24 protein-coding genes and 9 pseudogenes are annotated in these 25254 nt (G+C 59.8%); 17 read left to right on the top strand and 16 right to left on the bottom strand.

The annotated features are described in order from the left end of the window. Positions 1–232 precede the first annotated feature (232 nt). Both QMO82_RS04805 and QMO82_RS04800 read right to left on the bottom strand, forming a co-directional pair. Positions 233–975, bottom strand: a pseudogene (locus tag QMO82_RS04805) (SDR family oxidoreductase). 11 nt (positions 976–986) lie between these two features. Beyond that, entirely contained in the window at positions 987–1769 is a 783-nt protein-coding gene (locus tag QMO82_RS04800; protein WP_011053310.1) for an SDR family oxidoreductase, read from the bottom strand. A gap of 467 nt (positions 1770–2236) precedes the next feature. Here QMO82_RS04800 and QMO82_RS04795 point away from each other — a divergent pair, with 467 nt between their 5' ends. The 5 genes from QMO82_RS04795 to QMO82_RS04775 all read left to right on the top strand — a co-directional run bounded on the left by QMO82_RS04795 (position 2237) and on the right by QMO82_RS04775 (position 6815). After that, positions 2237–3088, top strand: coding sequence for an SDR family oxidoreductase (locus QMO82_RS04795; RefSeq protein WP_009991591.1), 852 nt, complete (start codon positions 2237–2239; stop codon positions 3086–3088). 82 nt (positions 3089–3170) lie between these two features. After that, positions 3171–3821, top strand: coding sequence for a RibD family protein (locus tag QMO82_RS04790; RefSeq protein ID WP_237355102.1), 651 nt, complete (start codon positions 3171–3173; stop codon positions 3819–3821). Between the two features lie 22 nt (positions 3822–3843). Further along, positions 3844–3966, top strand: a complete 123-nt coding sequence (locus tag QMO82_RS04785; protein WP_009982859.1) for a hypothetical protein — start codon at positions 3844–3846, stop codon at positions 3964–3966. A 480-nt stretch (positions 3967–4446) separates the two neighbouring features. Next, entirely contained in the window at positions 4447–6396 is a 1950-nt protein-coding gene (locus QMO82_RS04780) for a multicopper oxidase family protein (RefSeq protein WP_018446454.1), read from the top strand. A 26-nt stretch (positions 6397–6422) separates the two neighbouring features. Beyond that, the gene (locus QMO82_RS04775) at positions 6423–6815 is read left to right on the top strand and encodes a hypothetical protein (RefSeq protein WP_004674379.1); all 393 of its coding nucleotides are present in this window, start codon (positions 6423–6425) and stop codon (positions 6813–6815) included. Positions 6816–6892: 77 nt separating this feature from the next. Here the strand turns inward: QMO82_RS04775 and QMO82_RS04770 are convergent. From QMO82_RS04770 to QMO82_RS04755, 4 genes and pseudogenes are all read right to left on the bottom strand, one after another. Beyond that, positions 6893–7560 (bottom strand): annotated as a pseudogene (locus QMO82_RS04770) (IS66 family transposase zinc-finger binding domain-containing protein); the annotation flags it as partial. A gap of 47 nt (positions 7561–7607) precedes the next feature. After that, the gene (locus QMO82_RS04765) at positions 7608–7895 is read right to left on the bottom strand and encodes a hypothetical protein (RefSeq protein WP_008534161.1); all 288 of its coding nucleotides are present in this window, start codon (positions 7893–7895) and stop codon (positions 7608–7610) included. Positions 7896–8221: 326 nt separating this feature from the next. Then, positions 8222–8449, bottom strand: a pseudogene (gene tnpB / locus QMO82_RS04760) (IS66 family insertion sequence element accessory protein TnpB); the annotation flags it as partial. Positions 8450–8673: 224 nt separating this feature from the next. Continuing rightward, positions 8674–9141: an avidin/streptavidin family protein gene (locus tag QMO82_RS04755; protein ID WP_004674376.1), complete on the bottom strand. Its 468-nt coding sequence runs from the start codon at positions 9139–9141 to the stop codon at positions 8674–8676. 183 nt (positions 9142–9324) lie between these two features. Here QMO82_RS04755 and QMO82_RS04750 point away from each other — a divergent pair. The 6 genes and pseudogenes from QMO82_RS04750 to QMO82_RS04725 form a co-directional block, all read left to right on the top strand. Continuing rightward, positions 9325–9432: pseudogene (locus tag QMO82_RS04750) on the top strand (transposase domain-containing protein); the annotation flags it as partial. Positions 9433–9710: 278 nt separating this feature from the next. Further along, a complete protein-coding gene (locus QMO82_RS04745; RefSeq protein WP_029875513.1) occupies positions 9711–10358 on the top strand; it encodes a xanthine dehydrogenase family protein subunit M in 648 nt (215 codons plus the stop codon). A 186-nt stretch (positions 10359–10544) separates the two neighbouring features. Next, positions 10545–10829, top strand: coding sequence for a (2Fe-2S)-binding protein (locus QMO82_RS04740; RefSeq protein ID WP_004674373.1), 285 nt, complete (start codon positions 10545–10547; stop codon positions 10827–10829). Next, positions 10826–11587 carry an N-acyl homoserine lactonase family protein gene (locus QMO82_RS04735; RefSeq protein ID WP_004674371.1) on the top strand — a complete coding sequence of 254 codons (762 nt, stop codon included), beginning with the start codon at positions 10826–10828 and terminating at the stop codon, positions 11585–11587. Before QMO82_RS04740 ends, QMO82_RS04735 begins: the two co-directional genes overlap by 4 nt. Further along, positions 11584–11908: pseudogene (locus QMO82_RS04730) on the top strand (xanthine dehydrogenase family protein molybdopterin-binding subunit); the annotation flags it as partial. The gene QMO82_RS04735 and the pseudogene QMO82_RS04730, both read left to right, overlap by 4 nt. A 190-nt stretch (positions 11909–12098) precedes the next feature. Further along, a pseudogene (locus QMO82_RS04725) lies at positions 12099–12481 on the top strand (transposase); the annotation flags it as partial. Positions 12482–13079: 598 nt separating this feature from the next. Here the strand turns inward: QMO82_RS04725 and QMO82_RS04720 are convergent. The 3 genes from QMO82_RS04720 to QMO82_RS04710 form a co-directional block, all read right to left on the bottom strand. Continuing rightward, positions 13080–13223, bottom strand: coding sequence for a hypothetical protein (locus tag QMO82_RS04720; protein ID WP_164517822.1), 144 nt, complete (start codon positions 13221–13223; stop codon positions 13080–13082). Between the two features lie 39 nt (positions 13224–13262). Beyond that, on the bottom strand, positions 13263–13520 hold the full coding sequence (locus QMO82_RS04715; protein WP_029875514.1) for a BON domain-containing protein: 258 nt from the start codon (positions 13518–13520) through the stop codon (positions 13263–13265). A gap of 154 nt (positions 13521–13674) precedes the next feature. Then, positions 13675–13884: a CBS domain-containing protein gene (locus tag QMO82_RS04710; protein WP_008534154.1), complete on the bottom strand. Its 210-nt coding sequence runs from the start codon at positions 13882–13884 to the stop codon at positions 13675–13677. A gap of 270 nt (positions 13885–14154) precedes the next feature. Between QMO82_RS04710 and QMO82_RS04705 the strand changes: the two genes are divergently transcribed. Further along, positions 14155–15207 carry a type III polyketide synthase gene (locus QMO82_RS04705; RefSeq protein ID WP_008534153.1) on the top strand — a complete coding sequence of 351 codons (1053 nt, stop codon included), beginning with the start codon at positions 14155–14157 and terminating at the stop codon, positions 15205–15207. Positions 15208–15427: 220 nt separating this feature from the next. On the opposite strand, the gene QMO82_RS04700 is transcribed toward QMO82_RS04705, so the two are convergent. Then, complete coding sequence (locus QMO82_RS04700) at positions 15428–15565, bottom strand: hypothetical protein (RefSeq protein ID WP_257784652.1); 138 nt, start codon at positions 15563–15565, stop codon at positions 15428–15430. Between the two features lie 775 nt (positions 15566–16340). Between QMO82_RS04700 and QMO82_RS04695 the strand changes: the two genes are divergently transcribed. Further along, a complete protein-coding gene (locus QMO82_RS04695; RefSeq protein WP_029875515.1) occupies positions 16341–17219 on the top strand; it encodes a response regulator in 879 nt (292 codons plus the stop codon). Here the strand turns inward: QMO82_RS04695 and QMO82_RS04690 are convergent. From QMO82_RS04690 to QMO82_RS04680, 3 genes and pseudogenes are all read right to left on the bottom strand, one after another. Next, positions 17185–17832, bottom strand: coding sequence for a BON domain-containing protein (locus QMO82_RS04690; RefSeq protein ID WP_011053300.1), 648 nt, complete (start codon positions 17830–17832; stop codon positions 17185–17187). The two genes, QMO82_RS04695 and QMO82_RS04690, sit on opposite strands and share 35 nt — an antisense overlap. Positions 17833–17955: 123 nt before the next feature. Next, entirely contained in the window at positions 17956–19311 is a 1356-nt protein-coding gene (locus QMO82_RS04685) for a trypsin-like peptidase domain-containing protein (RefSeq protein WP_011053299.1), read from the bottom strand. Positions 19312–19419: 108 nt separating this feature from the next. Then, positions 19420–20303 (bottom strand): annotated as a pseudogene (locus QMO82_RS04680) (zinc-binding alcohol dehydrogenase family protein); the annotation flags it as partial. Between the two features lie 136 nt (positions 20304–20439). Here QMO82_RS04680 and QMO82_RS04675 point away from each other — a divergent pair. Genes QMO82_RS04675 through QMO82_RS04665 form a run of 3 tightly spaced genes read left to right on the top strand, consistent with a single transcriptional unit; the run spans position 20440 to position 21143 of the window. Further along, a complete protein-coding gene (locus QMO82_RS04675) occupies positions 20440–20739 on the top strand; it encodes a hypothetical protein (protein ID WP_029875516.1) in 300 nt (99 codons plus the stop codon). A 42-nt stretch (positions 20740–20781) separates the two neighbouring features. Then, on the top strand, positions 20782–21036 hold the full coding sequence (locus tag QMO82_RS04670) for a hypothetical protein (RefSeq protein ID WP_225880286.1): 255 nt from the start codon (positions 20782–20784) through the stop codon (positions 21034–21036). Further along, positions 21033–21143 (top strand): hypothetical protein, encoded by a 111-nt coding sequence (locus QMO82_RS04665; protein ID WP_237353325.1) that lies wholly within the window; start codon positions 21033–21035, stop codon positions 21141–21143. The genes QMO82_RS04670 and QMO82_RS04665 overlap by 4 nt, the downstream gene beginning before the upstream one ends. A 426-nt stretch (positions 21144–21569) precedes the next feature. On the opposite strand, the pseudogene QMO82_RS04660 reads toward QMO82_RS04665, so the two are convergent. Beyond that, positions 21570–22025 (bottom strand): annotated as a pseudogene (locus QMO82_RS04660) (pyridoxamine 5'-phosphate oxidase family protein). A gap of 129 nt (positions 22026–22154) precedes the next feature. Between QMO82_RS04660 and QMO82_RS04655 the strand changes: the two are divergent. Further along, on the top strand, positions 22155–22976 hold the full coding sequence (locus QMO82_RS04655; protein ID WP_008534144.1) for a universal stress protein: 822 nt from the start codon (positions 22155–22157) through the stop codon (positions 22974–22976). 79 nt (positions 22977–23055) lie between these two features. Here the strand turns inward: QMO82_RS04655 and QMO82_RS04650 are convergent. After that, positions 23056–23920: pseudogene (locus tag QMO82_RS04650) on the bottom strand (HAD-IC family P-type ATPase); the annotation flags it as partial. Between the two features lie 167 nt (positions 23921–24087). Beyond that, complete coding sequence (locus QMO82_RS04640; protein WP_011053293.1) at positions 24088–25182, bottom strand: GSU2403 family nucleotidyltransferase fold protein; 1095 nt, start codon at positions 25180–25182, stop codon at positions 24088–24090. Between the last annotated feature and the right edge of the window lie 72 nt (positions 25183–25254).

Raw genomic sequence — 25254 nt, 5'->3', positions numbered from 1 at the left:
ATTTGGTATGTGATGGCCGAGGAAGCAGTCAAAAATTTGACCTAGTGATCCATGTTGGATCCTGCGAAGGACGGCGGAGATGGCCGGTCGCTGAAAAACGAAAACGTCCGGGATTAGATCGTCATGCAATGAAGATCTTCGTGTCCACAGCCACGAGAGACGGCACCGGTTGGTTCCGCGAGGCGGTCTAACAGTCCCGGAGGTTCTAGTTCTGAGCTCTCGAAAACGCGGGCTACCAGTCCTGCCGGGTTGGATGGACGAAATGTCGTTGATCGTGATCTCCGGGGGCTGGTCTAGTGCATAGACCACGGCTTCAGCCACCGACGACGGCGGAATACCCTGCTTGTTGAGCTCTCCGGCGATCTTTCTGCCCGTCTCGTCATGAACCTTGTCGGCCCAGCCGGTATCGATCACGCCAGGGCTGATCATAGACACTTGGATCCCGCTACCCACGCCCACCTCCTTCCTGAGGCTTTCGGTAATACCGCGTATGAAGAACTTCGTGGCTCCGTAAACCCCTGCCGCCTCGCCGACATGAACGCCGGCGATAGAGCTCATATTCAGGATGCGGCCGGACCGGCGCTCCAACATCGACGGCAGCACCGCGGCGATCGCATGCAGATAGCCACGCAGGTTGGTATCGATCATCTTGTTCCAATCGCCGACGGCGGCATCCTTCCAATAGGAAAAGAGCATGAGGCCGGCATTGTTGACCAATATATCGACCGGGCCGTACGTCGTTGTGGCGAACGCGACGAGGGCCTTGGTACTCTCAAAATCCGTGGCATCAGCAACCTTGTAGCTGGCAATACCTCCCGAACCGGTGATGTCTTCGACGATCTGACTGAGGCGTTCCTCATTGCGGCCGGCAAGGACGACGCGCGCACCTTTTTCCGCCAATCCTCTGGCGGTCGCCGCTCCAATGCCCGAGGAAGCCCCTGTGACGATGGCGACCTTGTTTTTCAGATGTGACATGACGTGCTCCTTCACTGCGGTTGGGTCAATTCGGCTTGCCGCGCGGCTTTGACGGGCTCGGGGGTCGTCCGGTTTTCCAACACCTGCCGCTTGGTTTTCTGATCTCCGCCGACGATATGGTCGATGCCGTTCATGAGGGCCTCGAAGCCCTGCTTGGCGACGAGCGTCTTGTCGTTTTTTTGTTGGCCACCGAGCTTCGTACCGCCCATTCCAGCGTTCGCGTGGAAGTCGCTGTTGGTGGCGCCCGGAAGGAGTGCCGTCACCGTGACCCCGGTCGAGCGCAACTCCTCGCGCAGAGATTCCGCGAACATGTAACCGAATGCCTTCGACGGGCCGTAAACGGTTTCGTATGGCGTGGGCAGGGTCGCCGAAACCGAGGAGGTGATGAGAATCCTGCCGCGGCCGTTCTTGACCATATGTTGGACGACGCGTTTGGCCATATGGACGGTCCCGGTTACATTGATCGCAAGCAGGCGAAGCTCATCCTCGAGATCGTTATCGACAAAGGCGCCGCCAATACCGATACCGACGTTCAGAGCCGCGGCTTCCAAGGGGCGCCCCAGCCCCTGCGTAAAGGTCCAGAACCTCTCGACGCCATCGTACGTCGAGGCATCCGCTTTGAACGGATATGCTTCGGCATCAAGGCTTCGTAGCGCATCGGCGGCCTCGTTCACCTTGTCGCTTGAGCCTGAAATGGCGACATCGAATCCATTCTTGGCGAATTGTTTGGCAAGCTCGAAGCCTATTCCAGATGAGCCGCCCGTGATCATTGCGAGTGGTTTATTCCCTGTCATGATTTCACTCCTTTGGTTTGGTCAGCACCACGATCGTCTCGAGGCGCTGGTGACCAAATGCCCGTGGAGCCGATTGGTTACATGAGCAAAATTGATCGGGGCGGCGAGTGAAAATCATCCACCGATCTGGCAGGGACCAGGAGTGCGTTACCTTTTTGGTCCCGTCCGCGGTCGAACTGGCCAGGCATTCCCTACGTCACGAAGGCCCTTGAGTGAACACGGCTCATCGGTGCGTGCGATCCCGCTCACTTCAAGTAGCCGTCGCGCTACCCTATTCTTATAGTGCGATCGAACGGTCGTTCGCAGCCCGCGGATATGATCCGACGACCCAAGCGCCCGAGTAGCGTTGATGGACTTCTCTGCGCTGGTGCCATCGGCCGGCACGCTTCTCGGAGAAAAATTCCACGGCGACGGCTTGTCCGGCACACCTTCCAGCGGTGACGGTCCAATGACGGGAAAGACAAAAAATGAGCGAGAGAATGAACAGCGTCGTTGCTCCTGGCCGCGTTGCGGTCATCACGGGAGCTGCGAAGGGCATCGGCTTGGCAATCGCGAGGGCTCTCGCGGCCCGCGGCATGAAGCTCGCGCTGCTGGATCTCGACGCCGACGCACTTGAGGATGTTACTTCGACACTCGACACGGACATCCTGATCGTGAGCGGCGACGTATCAGATTTGTCGGCACTGACCAGGTTGCGGGACGAAACGATTTCGCGGTTTGGCGACGTGGCCGTCCTAGTAAACAACGCGGGCATAACGCAAGGAGCCGGCCCTTGGGACAATCCTGCAAAGTGGCGACGCCAGATCGATGTAAACTTCGGAGGTGTTCTGGCCGCGCAACACGTCTTCGTGCCCTACATGATCGAAGCCGGTCGCCAGTCGGCCGTTGTCAACCTCGGCTCCAAGGAAGGTATTACGACTCCTCCAGGTAACGCCGCATATTCGGTGGCAAAGGCAGCTGTCAAAGTCCTGACCGAACAGCTGTCGCACGAGCTTCTGAAGGAGACGGGAGGTCGTGTTTCGGCTCATCTCCTCGTCCCTGGCTACACGTGGACACCCATGAACATCGCACTCAAGCCGCAGGGCATTGCGAAACCCGATGAGGCATGGACCGCAGAGCAACTGGTGGAATACTTCCTGGTCCGTCTGCTCGACGAGAATTTTTACATCATCTGTCCGGATAACGCGGTTACGTCTGCGATCGATGCCAGAAGGATCCGCTGGGCGGCCGACGACATGATCCTGAACCGGCCGGCGCTTTCACGCTGGCACCCCGACTGGATGGATAAATTCGCAGCCTGGTTGAAGTCAGGTCACTGACGGTGGAATGTTTGTAGAGGAGAGTAATCCAATGCCCAGACCCTATGTAATCTGTCACATGATGTCGCCGCTGGATGGCCGATTGATCGTCAATGATTGGGCCGAGGCAACCGGCCATTCGGTCGATGAGCTCGTGAAGATCTATGACGGCCTGCATGAGAAGATCGGTGCCGACGCCTGGCTTTCGGGAAGAGCGACGGGAGAAGAGTTCGCGGACGCCGTCGACCGCCCCTATCAAGCAACCGGCACAGCCGCGCGACCGATCCATATCGCCAACCCGGACGCCGGCGAGTTCGCTGTCATCGTGGATAAGGACGGTCGGCTACGCTGGGACAAGAGCGACATTGAGGGAGCTCACCTTGTGGTCCTGACAGGATCTGACGTGGATGATGCTTACCTGGCGGGCCTCACCCAGGCTGGCGTTTCCTATATCGTCTCGGAGAAAGATGGCGTCGATCTGAAAAACGCGCTTGACCTTCTTGGAACCGAGTTCGGTGTGAAGCGCTTGATGCTGGAAGGCGGGGCGCAAACCAATGGCCATTTCTTGAAGGCGGGTCTTGTTGACGAGGTCAGCCTGGTCATCTTCCCTGCGATCGGAGGCAAGTCGAATACACCGGCCATATTCGAGGGCGGCGAGGATGGGCTTGCCGGCAGGGCGAGGCTCACGTTTATCAGCGCCGAAGCCGCTGGCCTCGGCTCCGTGCATCTGAGATATCGCGTTGGACGTCCATAAGAGACGTCCATAGGAGAAGATTGTGGAAGGGCTCCCTCCTGCCGTCGTCGAAATGATCGTCGAGGAGCAGGGCGCGATACTCCTGAGCAAGCAACCTTGTTTCGAGATCATCGCGCAGCGCAGAGAGCCGGAAGAACTGGCGTAGTCTGCCCGTGGTGTCTCTCCGATTAGGCGGTGTGATGAACGGTATGTGACGCCGACATTAATGCCCGCGGCGGTGACCGCGATATGAGCGTCAAGGCGTTGCTCGAGTGCAGCTCGACAAACAAACAAGGTGAGACGCGTATTGCCGCACGTAACGATGCTCCCCACAAAAATGTCGGGCCTACTACACCTGCTGTCAGGTTTGTCAGGTGCGCGCCATGGTGCTGTTCCGCCCGACTTCCTACCGCGCTCTCGTGGAAGTCCTTGAAGCATAGGCACAAGATTCCTTCTGAGGCTCGATCCGGCCAGAGTGGCATGAGTCTTGAAACTTTCTCGTCGCGCGGCGGCAGCTGTCTTCTCCCGAGAAAGCGCGCGAGTCAAAGTCGAATTGCAGGTGAACGCATGGTGACGCAGTAGAACTTTGTGGATGCGGTTCGACCCGGGGAGAACAAAACTCCGGGCAGAGGTTTGGGAGGGTTGTTTGTCTGTGTCTGACAAAATTGCGATCTTCGGTATGGCGAGCGTTTTTTCGGTCACCCATGCGCTATTCGCAGTCGCTCAAGAGGCCAGGGCCGTGACTAACCCCCTGGCCTATATGCTGCAACCTATCACAAAATCCCAGGGGATGCTGAAAACCTTCGAACAAAGCCGGGAGACATTTCCGGGCGAGGTTCTGCTCGATATGAACGCTACCTATCTCGACCGACAGATCTACAATCCGGCCACGGCGCGCTACGACCACGTTAAACTGCGCGGCTATCAAGACGCCCGCCAGACCGGCTTATCCGGTGCCGACACGCCATTGGTTGGACCGACCATCGATCTACGGCCCGGTCAGACGGTGCGGGTAACGCTTCACAACCTGTTCCCTCAGGATTCCACCTGCGGCATCGGCGGTGGCAGTGCCAATACCCCCCATTGCTTCAACGGTACCAACCTGCATTCGCACGGTCTCTGGGTAAATCCGTCTGGCAATGGCGATAATGTGCTGATCTCAATCCGTCCCGGCGTTTCGTTCCAATATGAATACAACATCGCCGTTGAGCATCCCGCCGGCACCTTCTGGTATCACCCACACCTACACGGATCAACCGCATTGCAGGTGTCGAGTGGCATGTCCGGGGCGTTGATCATCCGTGGCGATCGCATGCCGACACCGACCGAGACTGGCGATATCGACCGCCTATTGAAGCAGCCGGGCGGCTCCGATATCGCCGAACGGGTTTTGGTGCTACAGCAGATTCAATATGCTTGCACCGATAACAATGGCGACATCACTTATGATTGCCAGCCAGGACAGGTGGGCGGCATCGAAAGCTACGATCAGTTCGGACCTGGCAGTTGGCCGGCTTCGGGCCGCTTCACCAGCGTCAACGGCCAGGTGCTTGGTCAGTTGGCATTAGCGGAGGCTGGCTCGGTCGAGCGGTGGCGGATGATACACGCCGGGGTTCGCGACACCATCAATTTCGAAATCCGGCGCAAGACCGGGACGACCGCGTTCCGCACGCTTGCGGCAGCGGACACCGACAGATGGATCGATCAGAATTGCGGCAAGGATACTATTCCGTATGGGGTGGTGGCCCAGGACGGGCTGACAATGGCGCAGGTGCAGATGCGGCAGCAAGCGATCCTGCAACCGGGCTACCGCGTTGACGCGCTGGTGGTGTTGCCAGGAGCGGGTGACTACTGCATCATCGATGGCGCCGCACCGGCAGCGGCCAGCGTCAACCAGGAGGCTCCAAGCCGACGGCTTCTCGGCATAGTCACTGCAGTAGGCGGCCATGCCGTCAATGGCGAGATCGGCACCTATCTGCAGGATTGGCTGATTTCGGCGGCTGAGCGCACGATGTCACAGAATGTCGCCGGCAAGGTTATCGATGACCTCAAGAACGAGATGTCGCTCTCAAGCTTTATTCCCCATCCGGACATCGACGCGGGCGAGGTCACCGGCGAGCAGCAACTGGTGTTTAACATCGATGTGAAACAGCCGGGTGCCACCTTCTTCGAGGTTGACGGCAAACCTTATGATCCCAACCGCATCGACCGGACGTTGCCGCTGAGCGGAGTCGACGAATGGACGCTCCGCTCGGATTTCGTCAGCCACCCATTCCATATCCATGTCAATCCGTTTCAGATCATCAAAATTGTCGATGCGGCCGGCAACGATGTCAGCGCGCTTGGCGCCGATGACGACGGCGATCCGCAATATCCAGGCTTGAAAAATGTCTGGAAGGACACGCTGTGGATCAAGAATCCCGGCACCGATCCGTCGGCGCGCTACACGATCACCGTGCGGACGCACTACCAGCGCTATATCGGCGAGTTCGTTCTGCATTGCCACATCCTCGATCATGAGGACCAGGGCATGATGCAGAACATCAGGATCACCCTGCCGGACGGCCAGGGTGGCACCGTTTCCGGCCATCATTAGGGCGTCGATCGCCATTGGGAGGAACTATGAGCTTCACTGGCACTTGGAGTTATCGCAGCCTGATCAACAATCCCGATTTATCGGTTGATTTCAATGCACTGGAATTTGGCCAGGGAACGCTGGTGCTGACCGAGTTGGCTCGGCGCAAGGTCGGCGGAACCATTGGTGGGCCCGGGTGGTCGCTGGAATTGACCGGTACGGTGCGTCCGGGAGACCCTGTCGAGCTGCAATTCACTGGAAAGGGCGATGTGGCCGGCGAGACCTGGATCTACAGCTATCGCGGCTACATCGTGCCGAACTGGCCGAATGGCGTCGATCAAAGGGACGCCATTGTCGGTAGCATCGTCCGCGACGTCCCGCATTCGCATGGGGTCGCCGCAGCCGGCTACGTTGCCTCCTGGTATGCCGTGCGACAGTGATGCTCCAGCATTTGCCGCAGCTCGAAGACATTCGGATCAACATTCACCGGCCAGGGTCTGGGTCGACGGACCGATGCCTCACATTTGAACCGCGTGCTCTGGCGGTTCAGCGGGATGTGCTGCCCGAACTTGTCGAACACGATCGTCGCCAGCAACTGAGGGCCGATGAAGCCGCGCGGGCGTCGCATGGAACGGTGCGGGAGCCTGACTGATCGCCTCGCAATCGCGGCAGGTAAATTTCTCGCGCACCGTCTCGATCACCTTGAATCGGCGCGGGATATCCTCCAGCGTTTCCGTCACATCCTCGCCCAGCTTCGACAGCCGCGAGCCGCCACAGCAGGCACATGCCGTCGGCGCTTCGATGACGATGCGTGCGCGCTCGACGTCTTTGGGCGACGCCTTGCGCACTGGACGCTTGCGGGCGAAGGCGCGCACGGACTGCGTTCTGGCCGCGGCCTCTTGGACGCTCAGTTCGTCCTCGGCGGCCTACGCCACGAGCTCTTCGAGCTGCAAATTCCAACTGATCGATCAGCCGCTGCGTGCGCTCGCGGCGCGGCCCGTGCTTCTCGCGCTCCAGCTTGCCGATCAGCAACTGCAAATGCACGTTGAGCGCCTCAATGCTCGACAGCCGCGCCTTCGCGTTGGCCGCGTCCGCCTCAGCTTGCAGCCGCGCAGCACGTTCGGCCAGCAGCGCCGGATGAGCGCTGGCAAGGTCCGATGGCAGGGTAAGCGGCGGCAATGTCATAACGACATTGAATCAGATTTCTCAACAATCTCAATGCAAAAATTGAGTCAAACCCGGCTGGGGCGCCAGGTTTCCTGCCGTGCGCGCCAGTCAATTCCCTCCAGCGACAACGCATGTTGATGCCCCTCCTGGTGAGGCTGAATGATTCTCAGATCGAGTTGATGAATGGTACGGTTGCGAAGGTCGCGAACCGCGTTGACGACCGCTGGGGAATTTTGGAACAAATATGCTCCGGTTGATTGCTGGTCGATGAGCAGGCGCTTCCGCCTGATTTGAACGTAAATCCAATTGACGGGAATATCGAGCCTGGCGGCAAGTTGTACGGCGCTGAGCAAACTAGGTTCGTGTGTCCATCTGTTGCGCTGTGCCTTTACCTAGATGCCCGCTGCAAGGCGGAGGCGTTGCACAGTGATTGGCAAAACCTTCTCCTCACAATTGGGCGAATGGTGTCCTTCGCGCGTCAGTATTTCAGGCTTCGACATATCCCTGTGTCGCAGACACGGGTATCAGCAAGGTCGATCCACCACGATGTTCAACCTCATACGACGGCGCGAAGTTGCCGCCTCTACGTCCCACCTCACGCATCACATTAAAGGAGCGTCCAAATAACGGATGGCTCGGATCCAGCACCTCGATCTTGTCCGGTGATGATTCGTCAGACTCACAAGCAGGGATATTTCTGTAGACCTTCGAGCAGATAACCGAGCTGCGCCGGTGTGATCACCACCGTGCCGTCAGCGGCTGACGGCCAGATGAAGCGGCCGCGCTCCAGCTTCTTCGTGAACAGACAAGCGCCCTGGCCGTCACGCTAGATAAACCTTCCTCGCTCCAATTTTTTCGTGAACAGGCAGGCCCCCTGGCCATCGTGCCAAACGACCTTGATCAGATCGCCGCGTTTGCCCCAAGGCGGCGCATCCTCGGATGCTTACTTTTGTCCGGAAAGCTTGCCGTTTTGGCCGCATTGAACTCATCAAATAAGGATTTGCGCCGCGCGGACGAGCACGCGGCGCTTTTATTCGGCAGGGAAAGCAGCTTCGTCTAAGCCTTTGGCCATATTCGATGAATTCTTGCTCCACAATCTCTGACGGGCCAGCGCCGGCAGGGCAGAGGAGATTAATCCTTCAAGAGGCTTTTGTTCTCAGTCGTCGGCACGTACTGGAAAGTGTCTTGTCCTTGCTCAATGGCCGGACCGGAGCCGCCTTCGTAAGCGAGGTTCCAGCTCGTGACTATCTCAGTGTTGTTGCCGTTGACCTGTGCGTAGCCGGTCCATCCGGTTGCGGAATTGCAGTTCTCCGTCGAATTGTTCCAGCCGACCGAAAATGCGATGAACGTCCCGTTTACCCTTCCTGTTAGCGGATAGGGCGAGTTCTGGCATCCGGTGCCCTGGGCTCTGTTTACATATTGGCCGGAGACATTTCCGAACGAGTCGACTTGAATGATCATCGTCGAGCCGGACTGGTTCTGCCAACTGCTGGAAGCCGATGCGATGCTTGAAAAATCCTTGAAGTTGCTTGCATCGAAAGCAAGAGCTGAGGTTGCTACAGCAAACACAAGTGCTGCAACTGCATTAGTACGGATCATGGTTTTTCCTCCTGATGTGCGCCGACCGTCGGCGATCGTACCGAAGGTTGCATATAAACTCGTAATAATCAATCAATCCGAGTAGCAATTTCCCGGGTTGAGAAAACCGAAAGACGGGCCGCGCGTTGCGTGGCGCGGCCCGAGAACGAGCATCAGGAGTGAAGACTTACACGATGCAAATTACGAACGGGATAGCGCAACGCTAATATCTTGACCATCATTGGAACGGACAAACTGCATGGCCGCAACCCCGAGAGCTACCTCACGGACGTCCTAACCCAGATCAAAGATTAACCGGTAGATAGGCTTGAAGACCTGTTGCCGTGGAATATGCTTCCGACGGTCTCCACTGCGCAAAAGGCCGCCTGATGGCTCGTTCGATGCATATCTGCACGATCGAAGACGTGGCCACCATGACCGGCGAGAACCTCGAACTGCTCAGAGAGATCGTATCCATCCGAGCAGGGCCGCGGGATTTTGGGCGCCGCGCGTAGTAACGTCGGTTCATGGAGATCGGATCGAACTGCACGGAGATCGGGTGAGAATCGGCGCCGACGGTACGCCATCACTTGACCGCGACAGACCCGATCATCCGCCAACACTTGCCGATCGTGCATGAGGCGATGCATCACGTCACCCATATGAGCGTGCGCAACCGCGGCACCTTCGGCGGCAGCGTCGCGCATGCGGATCCAGCGACCGAGATGCCGATGATGACACGGTTCCTCGGTGGGACGGTCATCGCCTCCTCTCAGCGCGGCAGACGCGAAATACCTGCAGCCGATTTTTTTGTCGGATCGCTGGTCAACTCGTTGGAACCGGACGAGTTTGTAATTCGCGTCGAGCTCGACGCGATGAGACCGGATGCCGGATGGGGATTTGAGGAGTTTGCAAAACGCCACGGGGACTTCGCACTCGCTTGCTTTGCGACGACGCTGCATTGTGTAGATGGCAGGGCGTCTGACGTTCGCGTTGGCATGATGGGCGTTGGTGAAACCCCGCTGCGGCTTGAAGAGATCGAGGGCATCATCGAGGGGACGGATGTTTCCGAGCCGGCTCTCGATACGGTGGCGGATCGCCTGGCTGGAATCCTCACGCCCAACACGGATATCCATGCCTCTGCAGATTACCGCAGGCATCTCTCAGGCGTCCTTGCCAAACGGGCCCGTCGCGCCGCCTGGAGCCGCGCGAACCACGAAAGGCTTCAAGCAAGATGAGTGAGAAGACGATCACCGTCAGCGTCAACGAAGCGTATATGACGCGCACGATCGAAGCACGAACGCTGCTGAGCCACTTCCTGCGCCAGGATCCTTTGCCTGACCGGAACCCATGTCGGGTGCGAACATGGCGTTTGCGGTGCCTGCACCGTCATTCTCGATGGAAGGAGCGCACGCTCCTGTCTGATGCTTGCAGTGCAGGCAGACGGAAGCGAAATCGAAACCATGGCCAGGGAAGCGTCGATACTCGGACGAATCCAAGAAGCGTTCCGCCAGCATCATGGCCTGCAATGCGAATTTGTAGGCCCAGTTTCATCGTTGGCGATCATCGACCTTCTTCGCCACCATCCGCTGGAAACCGATGATAAGATCAGGGAAGCGCTCTCAGGAAACATCTGTCGTTGTACGGGCTATGAAAACATCGTCAACGCCGTCCGCGAACTGGCTAGCAAGAGAGGACCTTTAAGATGAAGATGCATTTTCTCGAGGCCGGCCGCCTTCGTATGCGCCGGTCCATCTACGTCCCTGGGGCGCTGAAGGAAGAAGCGATTGAATTGCCGGTTCACGCCACCCTGATGCGCCATCCCCAAGGCAACGCGCTGTTCGATAGCGGATGCAATCCAGAGGCCGCCATCGATCCAGGCGCGCGATGGGGTGGGTTAAGCAAGGTTATGACCCCGATCTTTTCGCCAGAGCGGACGGTCGTTCATCAGTTGAAGACTCTTGCTCTCGATCCCGAGGACATAGATGTTGTGATCTGTTCACATCTGCATCCCGATCATTGCGGCTGCAACGCGTACTTTCGGCGCGCAACGATCCTCTGCCACGAAGCGGAGGCGCAGGCCGCCACGGCAAGCGGTGCAGAAAATCAAGGCTATCTTCGAGGAGAATGGGACCAGCCCCAGGGTTTCCAGACCTTCAATGCCGAGCATGACGTCTTTGGCGACGGGCGCATCGTCTTGCTGCCCATGCCGGGTCATACCCCCGGAATGACCGTCGCCCGTGTCGAGCTGGAAAAAGATGGTTCATTTATACTCGCTTCAGATGCTGCCCCGCTCCAGGCGAGCGTCGACACCGGTATCGCTCCGAGAAATACTTGGAACATCGAACTCGCCGCAGAGGCACTCGCTCGCCTGAAAGCTCTTCGGGAGCGGGGAGCTTCTATCATTTTCGGCCACGACGACGCGCAATGGCAAGAGTTGCGAAAGGGTGTGGAGTTCTACGAATGAGCCAGCAGGACCATTCCGTCGAGCTGCGGCCCAAACTTGTCGGCAAGCGGGACAAGCGCACCGAAGATCCACGTCTGCTGACGGGTGTTGGTCAGTATGTCGATGACATGGCGCCGCGGTATGTTGCATATCGCATTGCGACGCTCCGACCAGCCACATGCCCGAATCCTGAACATCGATGTCGGCGATGCGTTCTCGGTGCCCGGCGTCGTCGCGATCTATAACGCGAGCGACCTGGAAGGAGAGATCAAACCTGCCATACCGACCTCGCGTATGCCTGGTTATTACGCCACCCCCATATGGCCACTTGCACGCGGGAAAAGGTGGCCGTTCTATCGGATCGTGTCCCAGTACGTGGCGTAGGTGACGGTAGGGAGTAAAGCCGAGCGCCCGCGCGCTTCTCGTTGCGCTGTAGCGGGTGATCGGCTTTGCGGGCGGCCATCAGTGTTTTTCCGCTAGGGTCGGGTTGTTCAAGACCAACCTGACGGAAAGATCACCGAGGACCAATGACATGATGAACGTGCGCTCCCTTGTTGAGAAGAGTGCCGATGCAGATTTGTTGCGTGAGATGATCGGTCTTGCTGCCGAGCGGCTGATGGAGCTGGAAGTAGGCTCGGCTACGGGTGCAGACTTCGGTGTGAAGAACTCGATGCGGCTCGCACAACGCAATGGCTACCGTGACATCGGGAGACGCGGGCTGGCACCGTCGAGCTTCGCATTCCGAAGCTGCGCAAAGGCAGCTACTTTCCGAGCTTCCTTGAACCGCGCCGCATGGCAGAGAAAGCTCTGACGGCCGTTATCCAGGAAGCGTATATCCAGGGAATCTCGACTCGTTCTGTCGACGACTTGGTCAAGGCCATGGGTATGAGCGGCATCTCCAAAAGCCAGGTGAGCAGCCTAACATCGGGACGAACGCAATCTGCGGGGCGAAGGTGGCTGCGACGGCCATCCTCATCAGCGGCTGGAGATAGATCAGATAACCGCCCACGGTGACAAGGATGCCGATCTGGAGTAGCGGCTCGGAGATGCTGGTCCCAACGAAACTGCCCACCGGTTCCGCTTCCGCAAAGACGATCGACAGCTCAACCCCCTCGAGCGTGGATTCCGATGGCGGCGTCTCGGCCCGATGCAGAACGCGCGCCCCGAGCCAAAGCGTGCTTTTTTCGCCCACCCAGCTTCTTTAGAGGTTGGAGGTGAATTTATCGCGCCCTTCAACACTGCGACCGCGAGATAGAGGGAGACGAGAAAGAGAAGAGACCGGTATGACGCTTGCTCGGTCGCCTCATTGACGATCCGGCGCTGGAGTTCGAGAGGCGCCGCGCCGATAACGAAAAGAGCCAGGGACAGCCCTGCGACCAACGCCTGATGACGCCTTCCCATCAGCCAGATGAAGCCGAATAGTTCGGAGAGCATCGAATCCGTCGCGCCATTTGCGGGACGCGGCCGGACAATTAAATCCTGGAGGGCCAGATGTTCATCGCGCACTCACGGGTCAGAGAGAGCGCTCGACGCGCCCGGTTCGGGAGTCGTCGGATGGCCTCACCAGTAGGACGCTCACGACCGTCCCCACCATGAGGATCAGGATGACGAGGAGAAACCTCGACGCGACGGCGTCTGCGATGACCCTGACAAACATGACGGAAACTCCAGGGACGATTTCATAGTTTGAGAGAGCTCACCATGCGGTAGCCAGGGTGATGTTGTTTACCACGCCGCCGACGCCGCGGATGCTTTCCGCCGCCACCCTGGCCGCCGAGCATTCCAGCTCCGTCTCGACCTCTCCCCTCAGGGTCACTGCCCCGTCGGAGACGGTCGCATTGACGATGGGGAACCTTATTTCGAACTCGGTTTCCAGGCGGCCACGAACGGCCGTCCCTAGGGCCTCGTCGCCGGAAGCAGTACACTGCCGTCGAACATCGAGAAGCGCTCGCATCAAGTCGTGACGGCTGATTATGCCGGCGAGTCTGCCGTTCGGTGTTTGATGTCGTGGGCCTGCAGGAGTTCTGCGAGCTGGCTCGCGGTTGCGCTCGGGGCGGCGCTGACGACGGGCGTCGACATCACGTCCTTGACGCGCCAGCTTCGGGCCTTCACATAGTCCGCCAGTGCATCTTCGCGGTCGCGCGTATGCGGTACCGCCCGTCTCGCCCAGGATGACGCCACCCGGCGCAGCAGGTCTCCCCGGTGACGATGCCGGTGAGCCGCCCTTCGCCATCGATGACGGGCACCGCGCCGATCTTGCTGGCGTTGACGATCTCGACGGCTTCCCTGACGTTGTGTCCCTCGTCGAGCGTCGTCACGGGGTCGTCATGATGTCTCTAGCAAGCATCGCGCTGTCTCCTTTTCGATCGGACAATTACGGAGCCAACTTGTTGAGCGCATTGACGTGGATCAAGGCAGACACGAAGCCGCGGGAGGCATTCTTCACGCGTCGTCGTCTCTGAAGCCTTCCGACGAAGTGCGGCGTCAGGCTCGCCCGCATTGCAACTTATTGAGGATCGAGGCGTTACGGTTCGGTCTCGTCCTCGCGCGGCGTACCAAATTCTTCCCGCGCCGTCGCAAGGAGTCTTATGCAGCAACCCGTCAAGCTGGTATCCGTCGGCACCGCCGTTCCGCCACATGTCATCGACCAGCGTGACGCGGCGCGAGCCTCGCACACCGCGTTCTCATCGCGATTTGGCGATTTCGAAAAGCTGGCAAGGGTGTTCGAAACCTCGGGAATTCGGCGCCGCTATGCCGTCCGGCCGATCGAGTGGTATCTCGAGACGTCGGGATGGCCCGAACGAAACCTCGCTCATATCGAGGGCGCGGGTGCAATGTTCGTCGCCGCCGCCAGCAAGGCTCTCGTGTCGGCGGGCATTGCAGCAGGCGATGTCGACACGATCGTAACCGTCTCCTCGACTGGTATTGCGACACCTAGTCTGGAAGCGAGGGTAAGCCGAGAACTGGGCTTCCGGGACGATGTCGAACGGGTTCCCGTGTTTGGCCTCGGCTGTGCCGGCGGAGTCTCTGGGCTTTCAATCGGGTCACGGCTGGCGGCATCCCGGCCAGGCTCAGTCGTGCTGGTGGTCGCCGTCGAGACCTGCACGTTGGCATTTCGCATGGACAAGCTTACGAAGGCGAACATCGTGGCGACCGCCCTCTTCGGCGACGGGGCCGCCGCCTGCGTGGTGCGTGCTAGTGAGACCGGTCTGGCCGAGGTCGAACTTGCAGGCCAGCATACGTGGCCCGACACGCTAGACATCATGGGATGGAGCGTCGATCCGGAGGGTCTGGGCGTGATCTTCGATCGTGCGATACCACCGTTCGCCGAAACTCATGTGCTGAAGGGCGTAACGTCCATACTCGCCCGATCAGATCTTGCTCCTGCCGACGTTGACCGGTTTGCGTGCCACCCCGGTGGATCAAAGGTTATCACCGCCTTGGAATCGGCGCTTAAACTAAGCCAGGGAACCCTCGACCAGGAACGTGAGGTTCTCTCGGACTATGGGAACATGTCCTCGCCAACCGCGCTGTTCGTACTCGAGAAGCTTCTTGCGCAAGGACTACCCAGGAGAACTGTCCTGACGGCGATGGGACCGGGCTTCACCCTTAGCTGCCTCTCGTTGACGGCTGCAGCATGACCCGGCGATCATTCTCCAGGACGTTTTAAGATCGCATCGTTTGCAGAACGAACAGGACTCGAAACAGGTAGCTGACGCTGCAAAGGCTGCGATTGCCGTGGGACACCCCAAGTCGAAGGCGAGGTTGCCACCTCGCACTCGAATCCTTTCTCCTGCGTGCCGGCGTAGCTGCGGCAGTATGGCTGGTGGTAGTCGCTACCCAATCCGGTCCTCTGTCGCACTAGGAGGAGCGTGCCCAGCGCCAATTCTGGATTTCCGGCAAGTCTTCTCCACGCTCCCGCACGAACGCCCGGTGCTCGTCGAGCTTTGCATGCAAGGCTGCCGTCACATCTGGCACCTTTTCGGCGAGGCCGGGCACGCGCGCGATCGGTCGCGATGTCTATCTGCGTGTATCTGAACCATGCGATCCAGCCATGGCACTGAATGTGCATCGGCAAACAAAAGCGGATTTACAACCAACGTTGTCAGATACGTCTCCCCCAAGCGGCATTGATGTCTCGGAGGCCAGTGTCTCTCGATTACGCCTGTCATCGATCGCCGACCTCGGCAGGCCACAAGGAGTGGGAAACTTTGATCTCCTACGCACTTTGCTCATCGCTTCCCATTCCTAGCTGCATTGAAGCGTATCTGGGGCAGAGTGACTTCAAATAGGCGCTTCAGCGGAGTCCACCGACCGAGGCACTGGATGTTCGCAACCAACTGCCGCTTTTCCGGAAGATGATGAGTTAAGGTGGCAGGAAACGGAATAAGACTGGTTGACGAGAAGCCCGGGAAAAACAACAGAAACTGGTTCGAAAGTTTTTGTTCGTTCATCAGCGCTTTTTGTTGGATTGTGAGAGCACGGATCCTGCCAACTGCTTGATAGCAGTGCTGTATTTCGTGCTCGATAGAACCTGCGAAGCCTTGTCCTCCATCGCAGCTCCTGTCTGCTTTGAGGTGCCCGCCTGCAAGGGCTCTGTTGCAAGATCGACTTCGACTATGTCGGGATGTACCCCGGCGATCCGCCCCGGCAGCTACGTCCTCATTTCCGTGACCGACACCGGCACCGGAATGACGTCCGATGTGATGGAGAGGGCTTTCGACCGTTCTTCACCGCGAAACCGACGGGCTCGGGAACGGGGCTTGGGCTGAGCATGGTCTACGGTTTCGCAAAGCAATCCGCAGGGCACCTGCAGCTCTACAGCGAACTTGGCGAAGGGACGACGGTGCGCCTCTTTCTTCCACGCGCCGACGCCGGAAAGGATTCTCATCCGAACGAGCAGCGGGCTGAGGAAGCCCCGCCTCGGGGCACGGAAACTATCCCGGTGGTCGAGGACGACGCGAGAGTTCGCCGAGTGACGGTCAGCCGCCTGCAGACGCTTGCCTACTTCGTGATCGAAGCTACGAACGGGATCGACGCGTTGAAGGAGCTGGAGGCGGGGCATGACGTAGCGCTCCTGTTCAGTGATGTGGCCATGCCGGGAATGAACGACGACGAACTGGCCCGGAATGTCCGGGAGCGCTGGCCGAGGGTGAAAATTCTCCTGACGTCGGGCTTTTCTGAACCCCATGCCGCGGAAAAGGAGATCGAAGCGGGCGCCGGCTGGCTGAAGAAGCCGTACACTGCATCGGAGATGTCGACCCGTCTCAGGCTGCTGCTCGCCGCGAGGCCTAATAGCGATTCTGCTCGACAGCAGGATTTCAATTTAGAAAAATCAAACCCGAACCTCAATCGCGCTGCCGTTGCGGGGACTCATATCTTTCTTCGCGGAAGATCCCAGCCTACGTCGCCACCCAAGGTCGCTCTCCAACAACAACAATGGTCGCCTTGTGCTCGCGACGGAGGCTCTGCAACGGGTGGTGCGGAATTTCATTCCGAAGACGAGATCTGCGCGCAAGTCGATCAAGGAAATTGGGCTCTATGCGAAGGGCGCTCAGCGGCGCCCTTGCTGCTGAGTGTGGGCAGAGCAGTAACGTCTAGCCAATCCCGATATTCGATCACCCGACCGTCAGTCGGTCGTCGAGAGTGCTGATCCCTGGAGCGGACCATGCAGCGCGCTCCGCCGCCTGCCGTTCCGACCAGGTCTTCACCTTGCCGGAGAGGATTACCTTTCTGCCTTGGACGTCGATTCTGATTGCATCGGCCTCAAGAGCGGCGTCGCGTTGGAAAGCATCCTCGATGCGTTTCTTGACATCCACCGCCGTAATATGCGGCTTCAGCTCCACTAGGTTGGACACCCCTACTACGCCGGCGAGATGCCGCACGGCGTCGTAGGCAGCGTTCTTTTGATATTGCCACTCGACCTCTCCCCGCAAGGTGATCCACCCTTTGAGGACCCGCACCTGCACCGAATCCTTTGGCACGGAAACGTTCCAGTCGAGCATTTTGACAGCTCGCCGGGCGATGTCGTCGTCGTCTGTTTCCTTCGGCCCGAAAATCCGGACCTCGATATCGGCAGCTATTCCGCGCACGCCCTTGACGCGACTAACCACGCGCTCTGCGGCGTCTTTCTCCGCGTAGGTGCGCGCGTGACCAGTCAGTGTGACGATCCCGCTTTCGACCGCGACGCCGATATCAGCCGCGTCGATACTGGGCTCGAATTCCATTTCGTCGAGAATGTTCTGTCTGAGTTGAATGTCGTTCATGACAACCTCCTTCAGGTTTGCGACGTGCCGATCGTGACAGCGCCGCAGATTTTCGTCGTTGATCTTCATCAAGCACGAGAGCGACCTTGGAATTTCAGCGGACAGAACACGGTCTGCGGGCTGCTACTGGGTCTGCACGTCAGCGGCCACGAAGAGGCGGTGGCCGTTCCTCACGACGGTGATGAGAGCACGGGCATGCTCCTTCACGAGTATTGAGAGGAGTTGCCCGACGTCCGTCACCGGCTGCTGGTCGAGAGCGACGATAACGTCGTCCGGCTGCAGGCCGGCCTGTGCCGCGACCGAACCCTCGGCGACGACGACGACGCGGGCGCCGGGACCATCGGGAGAGTTCGCCATCTCGGCGTCGGCGAGAGGGCCGCGGCCGATATGAATGGTACGCGGAGCAGCCGGTTCGGCAACCGGTGCGTCGGACACCACGGGAAATGCTTCTATCCTTCGGCTCGCGCGGTCGATCTGGAAGGACGGCTTGGACTGCAACGGTAGCGATCCCACAAGCCTTCGAACGTCGGACGCGCCGCGCACCGTCCTTCCGTCGACCATCCGAATGACGTCGCCCGGCTGAATTCCTGCATTTGCCGCCGGTGAACCCGGAAGGACTTCGCTGACCAGCGCGCCCGCCCCTTCATCGATGCCGAACGCCTTTGCGAGACCGGGCGTCAGGTCCTGCGTTAAAATTCCCACCTCGCCGCGTACCAACTTGCCGGTCAGGATGAGCTGCCGCATCACGATGCCGACAGTCTCGGCTGGGACCGCAAAACCGATGCCGATGCTTCCTCCGGCGGGGCCGATGATCGCGCTATTGATCCCGACCACGACGCCGTCCTCGCTTACAAGCGCGCCGCCCGAATTGCCGGGATTGGTCGACGCGTCCGTCTGAATGAATCCTTCGTACCCCTCCGATCCCACGGCACGGCGCCCAAGCGCGCTTACGATGCCCATCGTCGCGGTCTGGCCCAGGCCGAAGGGATTCCCGATCGCCACGACGACGTCGCCGACGTGAAGCGAGGACGCGCTTCCAAACTCGGCTTGAACAAGATGATCAGGTGGAATTTGAACGACAGCGACATCCGTCTCGGGATCGGCGCCGACAAGTTTCGCTTGGAAGCGTCGGCCGTCGGAGAGCGCCACCTCGATTTTTGAGGCGCTTGCTATGACATGCTGGTTGGTGACGATGTAGCCGTGGACCTCGTCGATGACGACACCCGATCCGGCCGATTGGAAGCTGTGCTCTGCCGGCGCAGCGTCGTCAGGTAGTCCGAAGAACTTTCTGTAGAAGGGATCAGCAAGCGTTGCATCCGCGTCGTCGAGTTCCCTGCCCTGCACCGAGATGCTGACGACGCTCGGCACGACACGCTGGAGCATCGGCGCGAGCGACAGGCTGTCTGCAACGGCTGGAGCCGACAATAGGCTCTCACCTGCGATGAAGAGCGCCGCCAAGGCGAGCAACGAACGCGACATCTCTGATCTCCTTGCGGAAGCGCCGCCGGTTGTCGGCGGACGTCTTGACGAAGAAGCTTTTGTGTAGCGCAAGCAAAGCGCATTGATCCTTGTCAAGGGGAACATCGGCTACGGACCGATCACGGCGGCTCCAGAGACACGGCCTGCGCGCAGATCGTCGAGAGCCTCGTTCGCATGCTCGAGGGGGTAGACGCTGGTGAAGCATCTGACCCCTGCCGCCTTCCCGATCGAGAAGAATTCCGCCCCGTCGCTCCGCGTCAGGTTCGCCACCGAGACGACCCGCCGCTCGCCCCAGAGCAGACGATAGGGCATGCTCGGAATGTCTGACATGTCGATGCCGCCGCAGACCACCGTTCCGCCCTTCCGCACCACGTCGAGCGCCATTGGCACGAGCTCGCCGGCCGGCGCGAAGATGATGGCGGCGTCGAGCGGCACCGGCGGCTTTTCACCGGAAAACCCGGCCCAGACGGCGCCAAGATCAAGCGTGAACTTCCGTCCGGCCTCGTCACCGGGAAGCACAAACGCATAGACGCTCTGGCCTCGATGCTTGCACACCTGCACGAGAATGTGGGCGGCCGCGCCGAACCCATAGATGCCGATCGTCCTCCCCTCGCCCGCCATCTTCAGGGATTGCCACCCGATGAGGCCCGCGCAGAGAAGAGGCGCGGTCGCCACCGGGTCCGCATCTTCAGGCAGTTCGAACGCGTAGCCCGCCTCGGCCGCCGCATGGGCCGCAAAGCCGCCGTCGATTGTGTACCCGTGAAGCCAGGATCGTTGCACAGGTTCTCGCGACCCTCTCGGCAATATGCGCAGTGCCCGCAGGTATGGCCCAGCCAAGGTACCCCGACTTTTTGACCGACAAGGCGACGAGGAAGGCCCTCGCCCGTTGCGATCACGGTTCCGACAATCTCATGCCCTGGAACGAGAGGAAGCTTTGGCTGGGAGAGGTCTCCTTCGCAGACGTGAAGGTCCGTCCGGCAGACGCCGCAGGCCACAGTCGTATCGCCACCTTCCCCACCTTGGCTTGATCCCGGTCAAACATCCGGATTGATGCTCGTCAAAGACAAACGCCCGGGGACAGATAGGCTCCTGGACACAGCGCCACGACCTCATCCAAAGGAGACGGACATGCGCGAACAAGAAAAGACCGGCAAGACAGAAACGAACGCTGCCACGACCATTCCTCCCGTCGAGCGAACGTCCGCAGACCTTGTTCTCGGACGTCGGGACGAGGATCGCTGGGAAGTGACGGCGGCGACGCCGCGAGGCCAGGCATGGGCGAGAGATCACTTCTGCTGCGCCCTGCGGCAATCCTTCACGGGCACCATGTGTCTCGACATCATGAGCGCCGATCGGCTTCTCAAGGAAGCGCATGACGACGGACTGACGACCGAGTTCGTTAGCCTGTCTGGCAAGGACATATACTGACATGTTCGCCACGGCGCCATCGGCCGAGGATCCCGGCAACGCATGCTCCACCTCGTCGAAACGGCCCACGCGCAGATCGCGCCCAACGGAAGCCTCCACCTCGTTCACGCGGTGGAGGGCCTGCCCTCGTCGGCCTCGCCGAACGATTGGGCGGTTGAGGTGATGGGAGCCTCCGAGACCAGGCTTTCGGAAGCCCCGCGGTCGACCGAGACTCCTGCTTCTATACACGTCCGAGCGGGCAACCCGTCGCAGCTCATCGTCGCCATCGCAAAGGAGATGCCGCCGATCTCGCCGTGATCGCCTCTCGCCGCGACGACGTGCTCGACCGCGTCTTCGCCTCGGTCGTGGACCACGTCGTGCAGCGCGCACCATGCACCGTGCTCGTCTTGCGAACCATCCGATGAGCCGCGGGCTTCACACGACCGTCTTCGCTTCAGCCTCGTTGGCCTGACCGGCGGCGACGTCGCGACACATTTCGGCGGCGTGCGACAACGTTCGTGACCCGGCCTCACACAGTCGCGCCACCTCTCTAGGATACTCCTCCAGCTCGCCCTCGACATAGTCCGAAAGAACCTCGACCGCATCACCGTGGTCGATACTGCGGGCAAGTCGAGTCGGAAATTCAAAGCATCGAAGCCCTCGCCGGGCGGCGGACGCCGTCAAATCCGCAGTGACCGCGGCCGACCGGCAAAGATCTCGTCTTGAATCAGAGCGCCCGCGCGAAACGCGGGTGCGAGGTGAAATTAGATGTGGCGCTTGGATATAGGCCGCGTAGATATGGCATGTGGTGCTCCGATTGTGGGATGCGGGTTCGGCTCGAGCATCGACGGTCATTCCGTTCTGACTGCACTGCGTCCCGACACGGCCGTGACGGCAATGCCGTAGAAGACATGAGGAGAGCCATCGGGCATGGGGAACTCCTGGGGCTTCATAGAGCCGATTTCCCACCAGTCCGAATACTTTTGGAGAAGACCACGCGTGGAGCCGTTCGCTTTGTCGCGCCTCGCTGTCAGGAAATTCCTCGAACCTGCCTTCGACGACGATGCTCGTCCACCCGCCGGCGCTCGAACGCTGCTCGATGTGTAGGCAGACCTTGTCGTTCCCCGCATCCAGTCGAGCTTTTTGCCGGGCATGGTGAAGCTATAGGCGACGCCGTTGGAAAAGGCGAAATAGATCGCCGCCACGTAGAGCTGCCCATCCTTGCAGCATGCCAGATGACCGAAACGCTCGTTCTCCAGGATGCGGTAGCACTCACCGGGGTTGATCTCCGTCAGATTGATCGTCATGGCCGTATCCTCCAGCTTCGATGAAGGCGCGATTATAGGAGCTTCATTGCGCCGCGGCCTTGACCAAGCGCAATGCGAACTCTCTCAGCGGCATGCATCATGACGGAAGTTTAACCTCAGGAGGCAAGCATGAAGCCGCAGTTCCATCTCCCGTTGTCGACCTATCCCGACGCGAGTTCCTTCGCCATAATCGACAATGCTATCGGCCTCGCTAGGCAGAATGACGCCCATCTCGTCGCCAGTATTCCACAAGTCCGGATCCCCCAGGTCCATCCGCCCTTTCCCACCGTTATCGATGTCGAGACATGGCGGGGACAAGCAGAACGGTATAGCCGGGACAGCGGGACTTCGCTGCGGGGACACATCGCCGACGCTATTTCGGAAACTGGCTTCGAGGTGCGAATCCACGGATTCGAGGTCAGGGAACCGTTCGTCTATGAACGCTTTTCTGAAATTGCCAAGTGCTACGACCTTTCCATCGTCGAAGCCTCGGAGCTCTCCCGGCAACTCTCCGAAACGCTGCTATTCGGAAGCGGCCGTCCGCTCGTGCTATTTCCAGCCACCAGCGTCTACTCTCGTGTGGACACGATCGCCGTCGCCTGGGACGGCAGCGCCACCGCAGCGCGCGCCCTTTCCAGCGCACGGGTCTTCATCGAACGCGCGATCAAGGTGCAGGTCATCTCGATCACCGACGACAAGGAGATCGACGAGGCGAACCGCGCCCTCCTGATCTCTTCGTTGAAGCATTCGGGACTCGACGTGGATGACGTATCGATCCAGGCAGGCGGCGAGACCGCGACAGGCGCCATCCAATCGGCCGCGCTGGAACGAAAGGCGGACCTTCTGGTCGCGGGCGGATTTGGCCATTCGCGGCTTCGTGAGTTCATCCTCGGCGGCGTCACTCGAGAACTTCTCGTCAAGGCCGAGCTACTAGTGCTTCTCGCCCATTAGAGGGCGCGAAGGGCGTTAGAATGACCGCGACGTCGATGGCCTCCTGAAGCAATGCCCCGCCGACTGGCGGAAGGTATTGAAGCCGGTCTTCGAGCGTGATCGTGCCAGCCGGCGTGCCGTCAAACACTACCTTGACACGCATTGCGCTGCCTGACCCGTTAGGCCCGGACGGCGGCGCCTCTGCGAAATAGGCGTCTCCTCCGACGCCGACGCGCACGCCATCGACGATTCCGGATCCCGCGGTCTCGGTCACCTCCGATGGGCGGCTCACTACCAACCCACGTCTATGCGCCTCGTCCACCAGCGCGCGTCCGACCACATGGCCCGACGCCTGGTCCAGCGAGGCGGCCAGCCGCAGGATCCTGTTAGGATGCTCCGATCCCTCGATGTGGCCGACTTCGGGCTGTCCCGCGGTGAGCGTCCCCGTCTTGTCGAACACCGCCACGGTGGCCTGGACGAGTGCCTCGAGAGGTCCCGCACCCTTCACCAGAACGCCCTCCTTCGCAAGTGCGACGGGTACGGCCAGGATCAACGGACAGGGCGTGGCGACGACCAGCACGGCCACGATCCTTGACAGGTCTCCGGACATGAACGCCGAGACGCCTGCAATCGCTACCGTGGCGAACAAGAACCACACCGAGAACCGGTCGGCCAGTCGCATCAGCTTCGCCTTGGAGCGCCTCGATGCTTCCACGAGCCTCACTATTCCGGTATTCCGGCATAGGTGCTGTCTCGGCGCGACTTAGAACGCGGATTTCGATCACGTCCCCCTCGTTCGTAGCGCCACTTGAAATGTTGCCATCCCTCGCGATGCGCACCCTTAAGGGCTCTCCGGTCAGGACCGCCTGGTCGATCGTCGCGACTTCGCTGACGAGAGCCCCGTCGGCCGGTACGACGTCGCCCTTGCGTATCAGGAGCACGTCGCCGACCGCGATCTTCTCGATTGACCCCCTTGCTATGTAGATCAGCGCTTCGCCTGCCCGGCGCTGGCCGGGGCCAGATCTGAGACCGTGCGATGCAGATATTCGGCACAGGACCCCGCAGGACCATATTCATCTTCATTGTCTTCACGACTTCGAATCAAATCAACTGCTTAGCCTTGAAAGACGGCCTATTCTCCAAACGGAAGTTCAATTTCTTCGCCGTTTCTTTTTCCGCCCTCGGTCAGGACCGTGTTGAGCCGCTCGGCATCTTGTGCTGGCAGCATTCCCGCCCCGGTTCGAATACCTTCTCGCCATGTAGGCCCGCGCCTCCATGCTTCGTTGTAGACGAGCGCCAAGTCAGTAGATCGCCTTGTCTGCTGCAGCGCTTCGAAGAGCAGCGCAGCTTGTCGGATGTCCTTCTCACGCTTCGCCGGCCCCTGCCCGTCCGTGTTTCGGCGGCTGGCGACTATTAGCTTGTGGACGGCATACCGGGACGGATCAGGGACGACGACCGGAACACCGCTTCGGTGGAGCAGCATTGTCCTGACGGGTTCCCTTATGAGGAAGTCGAGAAAGCGCAGTGGATCCGCGCTGGCGCCACCAAGAGCGGGCATCTTCGCCGGCTGATCGATGTAGTCATCCGAACCACGGTTCGACGTCAGGAACTCAACCCTGTAGCCGTCGGCATTCTGAAACGCTGACGAGACCGCGGCTCCCGATCGATGTGGAACTGGACGAAAGCTGGCGTCGACGCCCTGCAGCAACTCAAGGATCGAAGGCAGACTATCTTCGACCTCCCGACTGATGGCATAGTCCTGGGCGATGTCAGCATCGCCGGTCAGGATCGCAGCCATGGGAAGACGGACACCGAGCAGTCCTGAATAGCACTGAAAGGCCACCGTGCCTATGAGAATACCCCGGAGCCGAAAGAGACCGCCATCGGCAAGAGCCTCGACGATATCGCCCGACATGGCGTCAGGGGCGATCATCCCGCCTTCGCGGGTCAGGGTATTTACCAAGCGCCTGCGAGCGCGTAGATCGTCCTTGTCCCGCTTATGATCAGCTACGCGCTGTGCGATAACCGGATCATCAGCGGAACCGACGTAACGACGTTTCGTACCACCATGTCCATCCGGGATGTCGAAATACCAGTACTTGCGCCCCTTGATGTTTGCCGGGGTGAACCGACCCTCCGGAGGGAAATCGGCCGTCCAAGCGGCGTCGAGCGAGCGCTGACCGAGCTCAGCGAGCATCGTCTGATACATGAGGTCGATGGACTTCATAGCTCGACTCCAGGGTTATACTGTTTTTCAAAAACAGTATAACCGTCGTGAGGATAGGTCGCAAGATAGGAT

The sequence above is a fragment of the Rhizobium sp. BT04 genome, assembly GCF_030053135.1.
Lineage (GTDB): Bacteria > Pseudomonadota > Alphaproteobacteria > Rhizobiales > Rhizobiaceae > Rhizobium > Rhizobium binxianense.
This window is presented reverse-complemented; position numbering and strand designations above follow the sequence as displayed.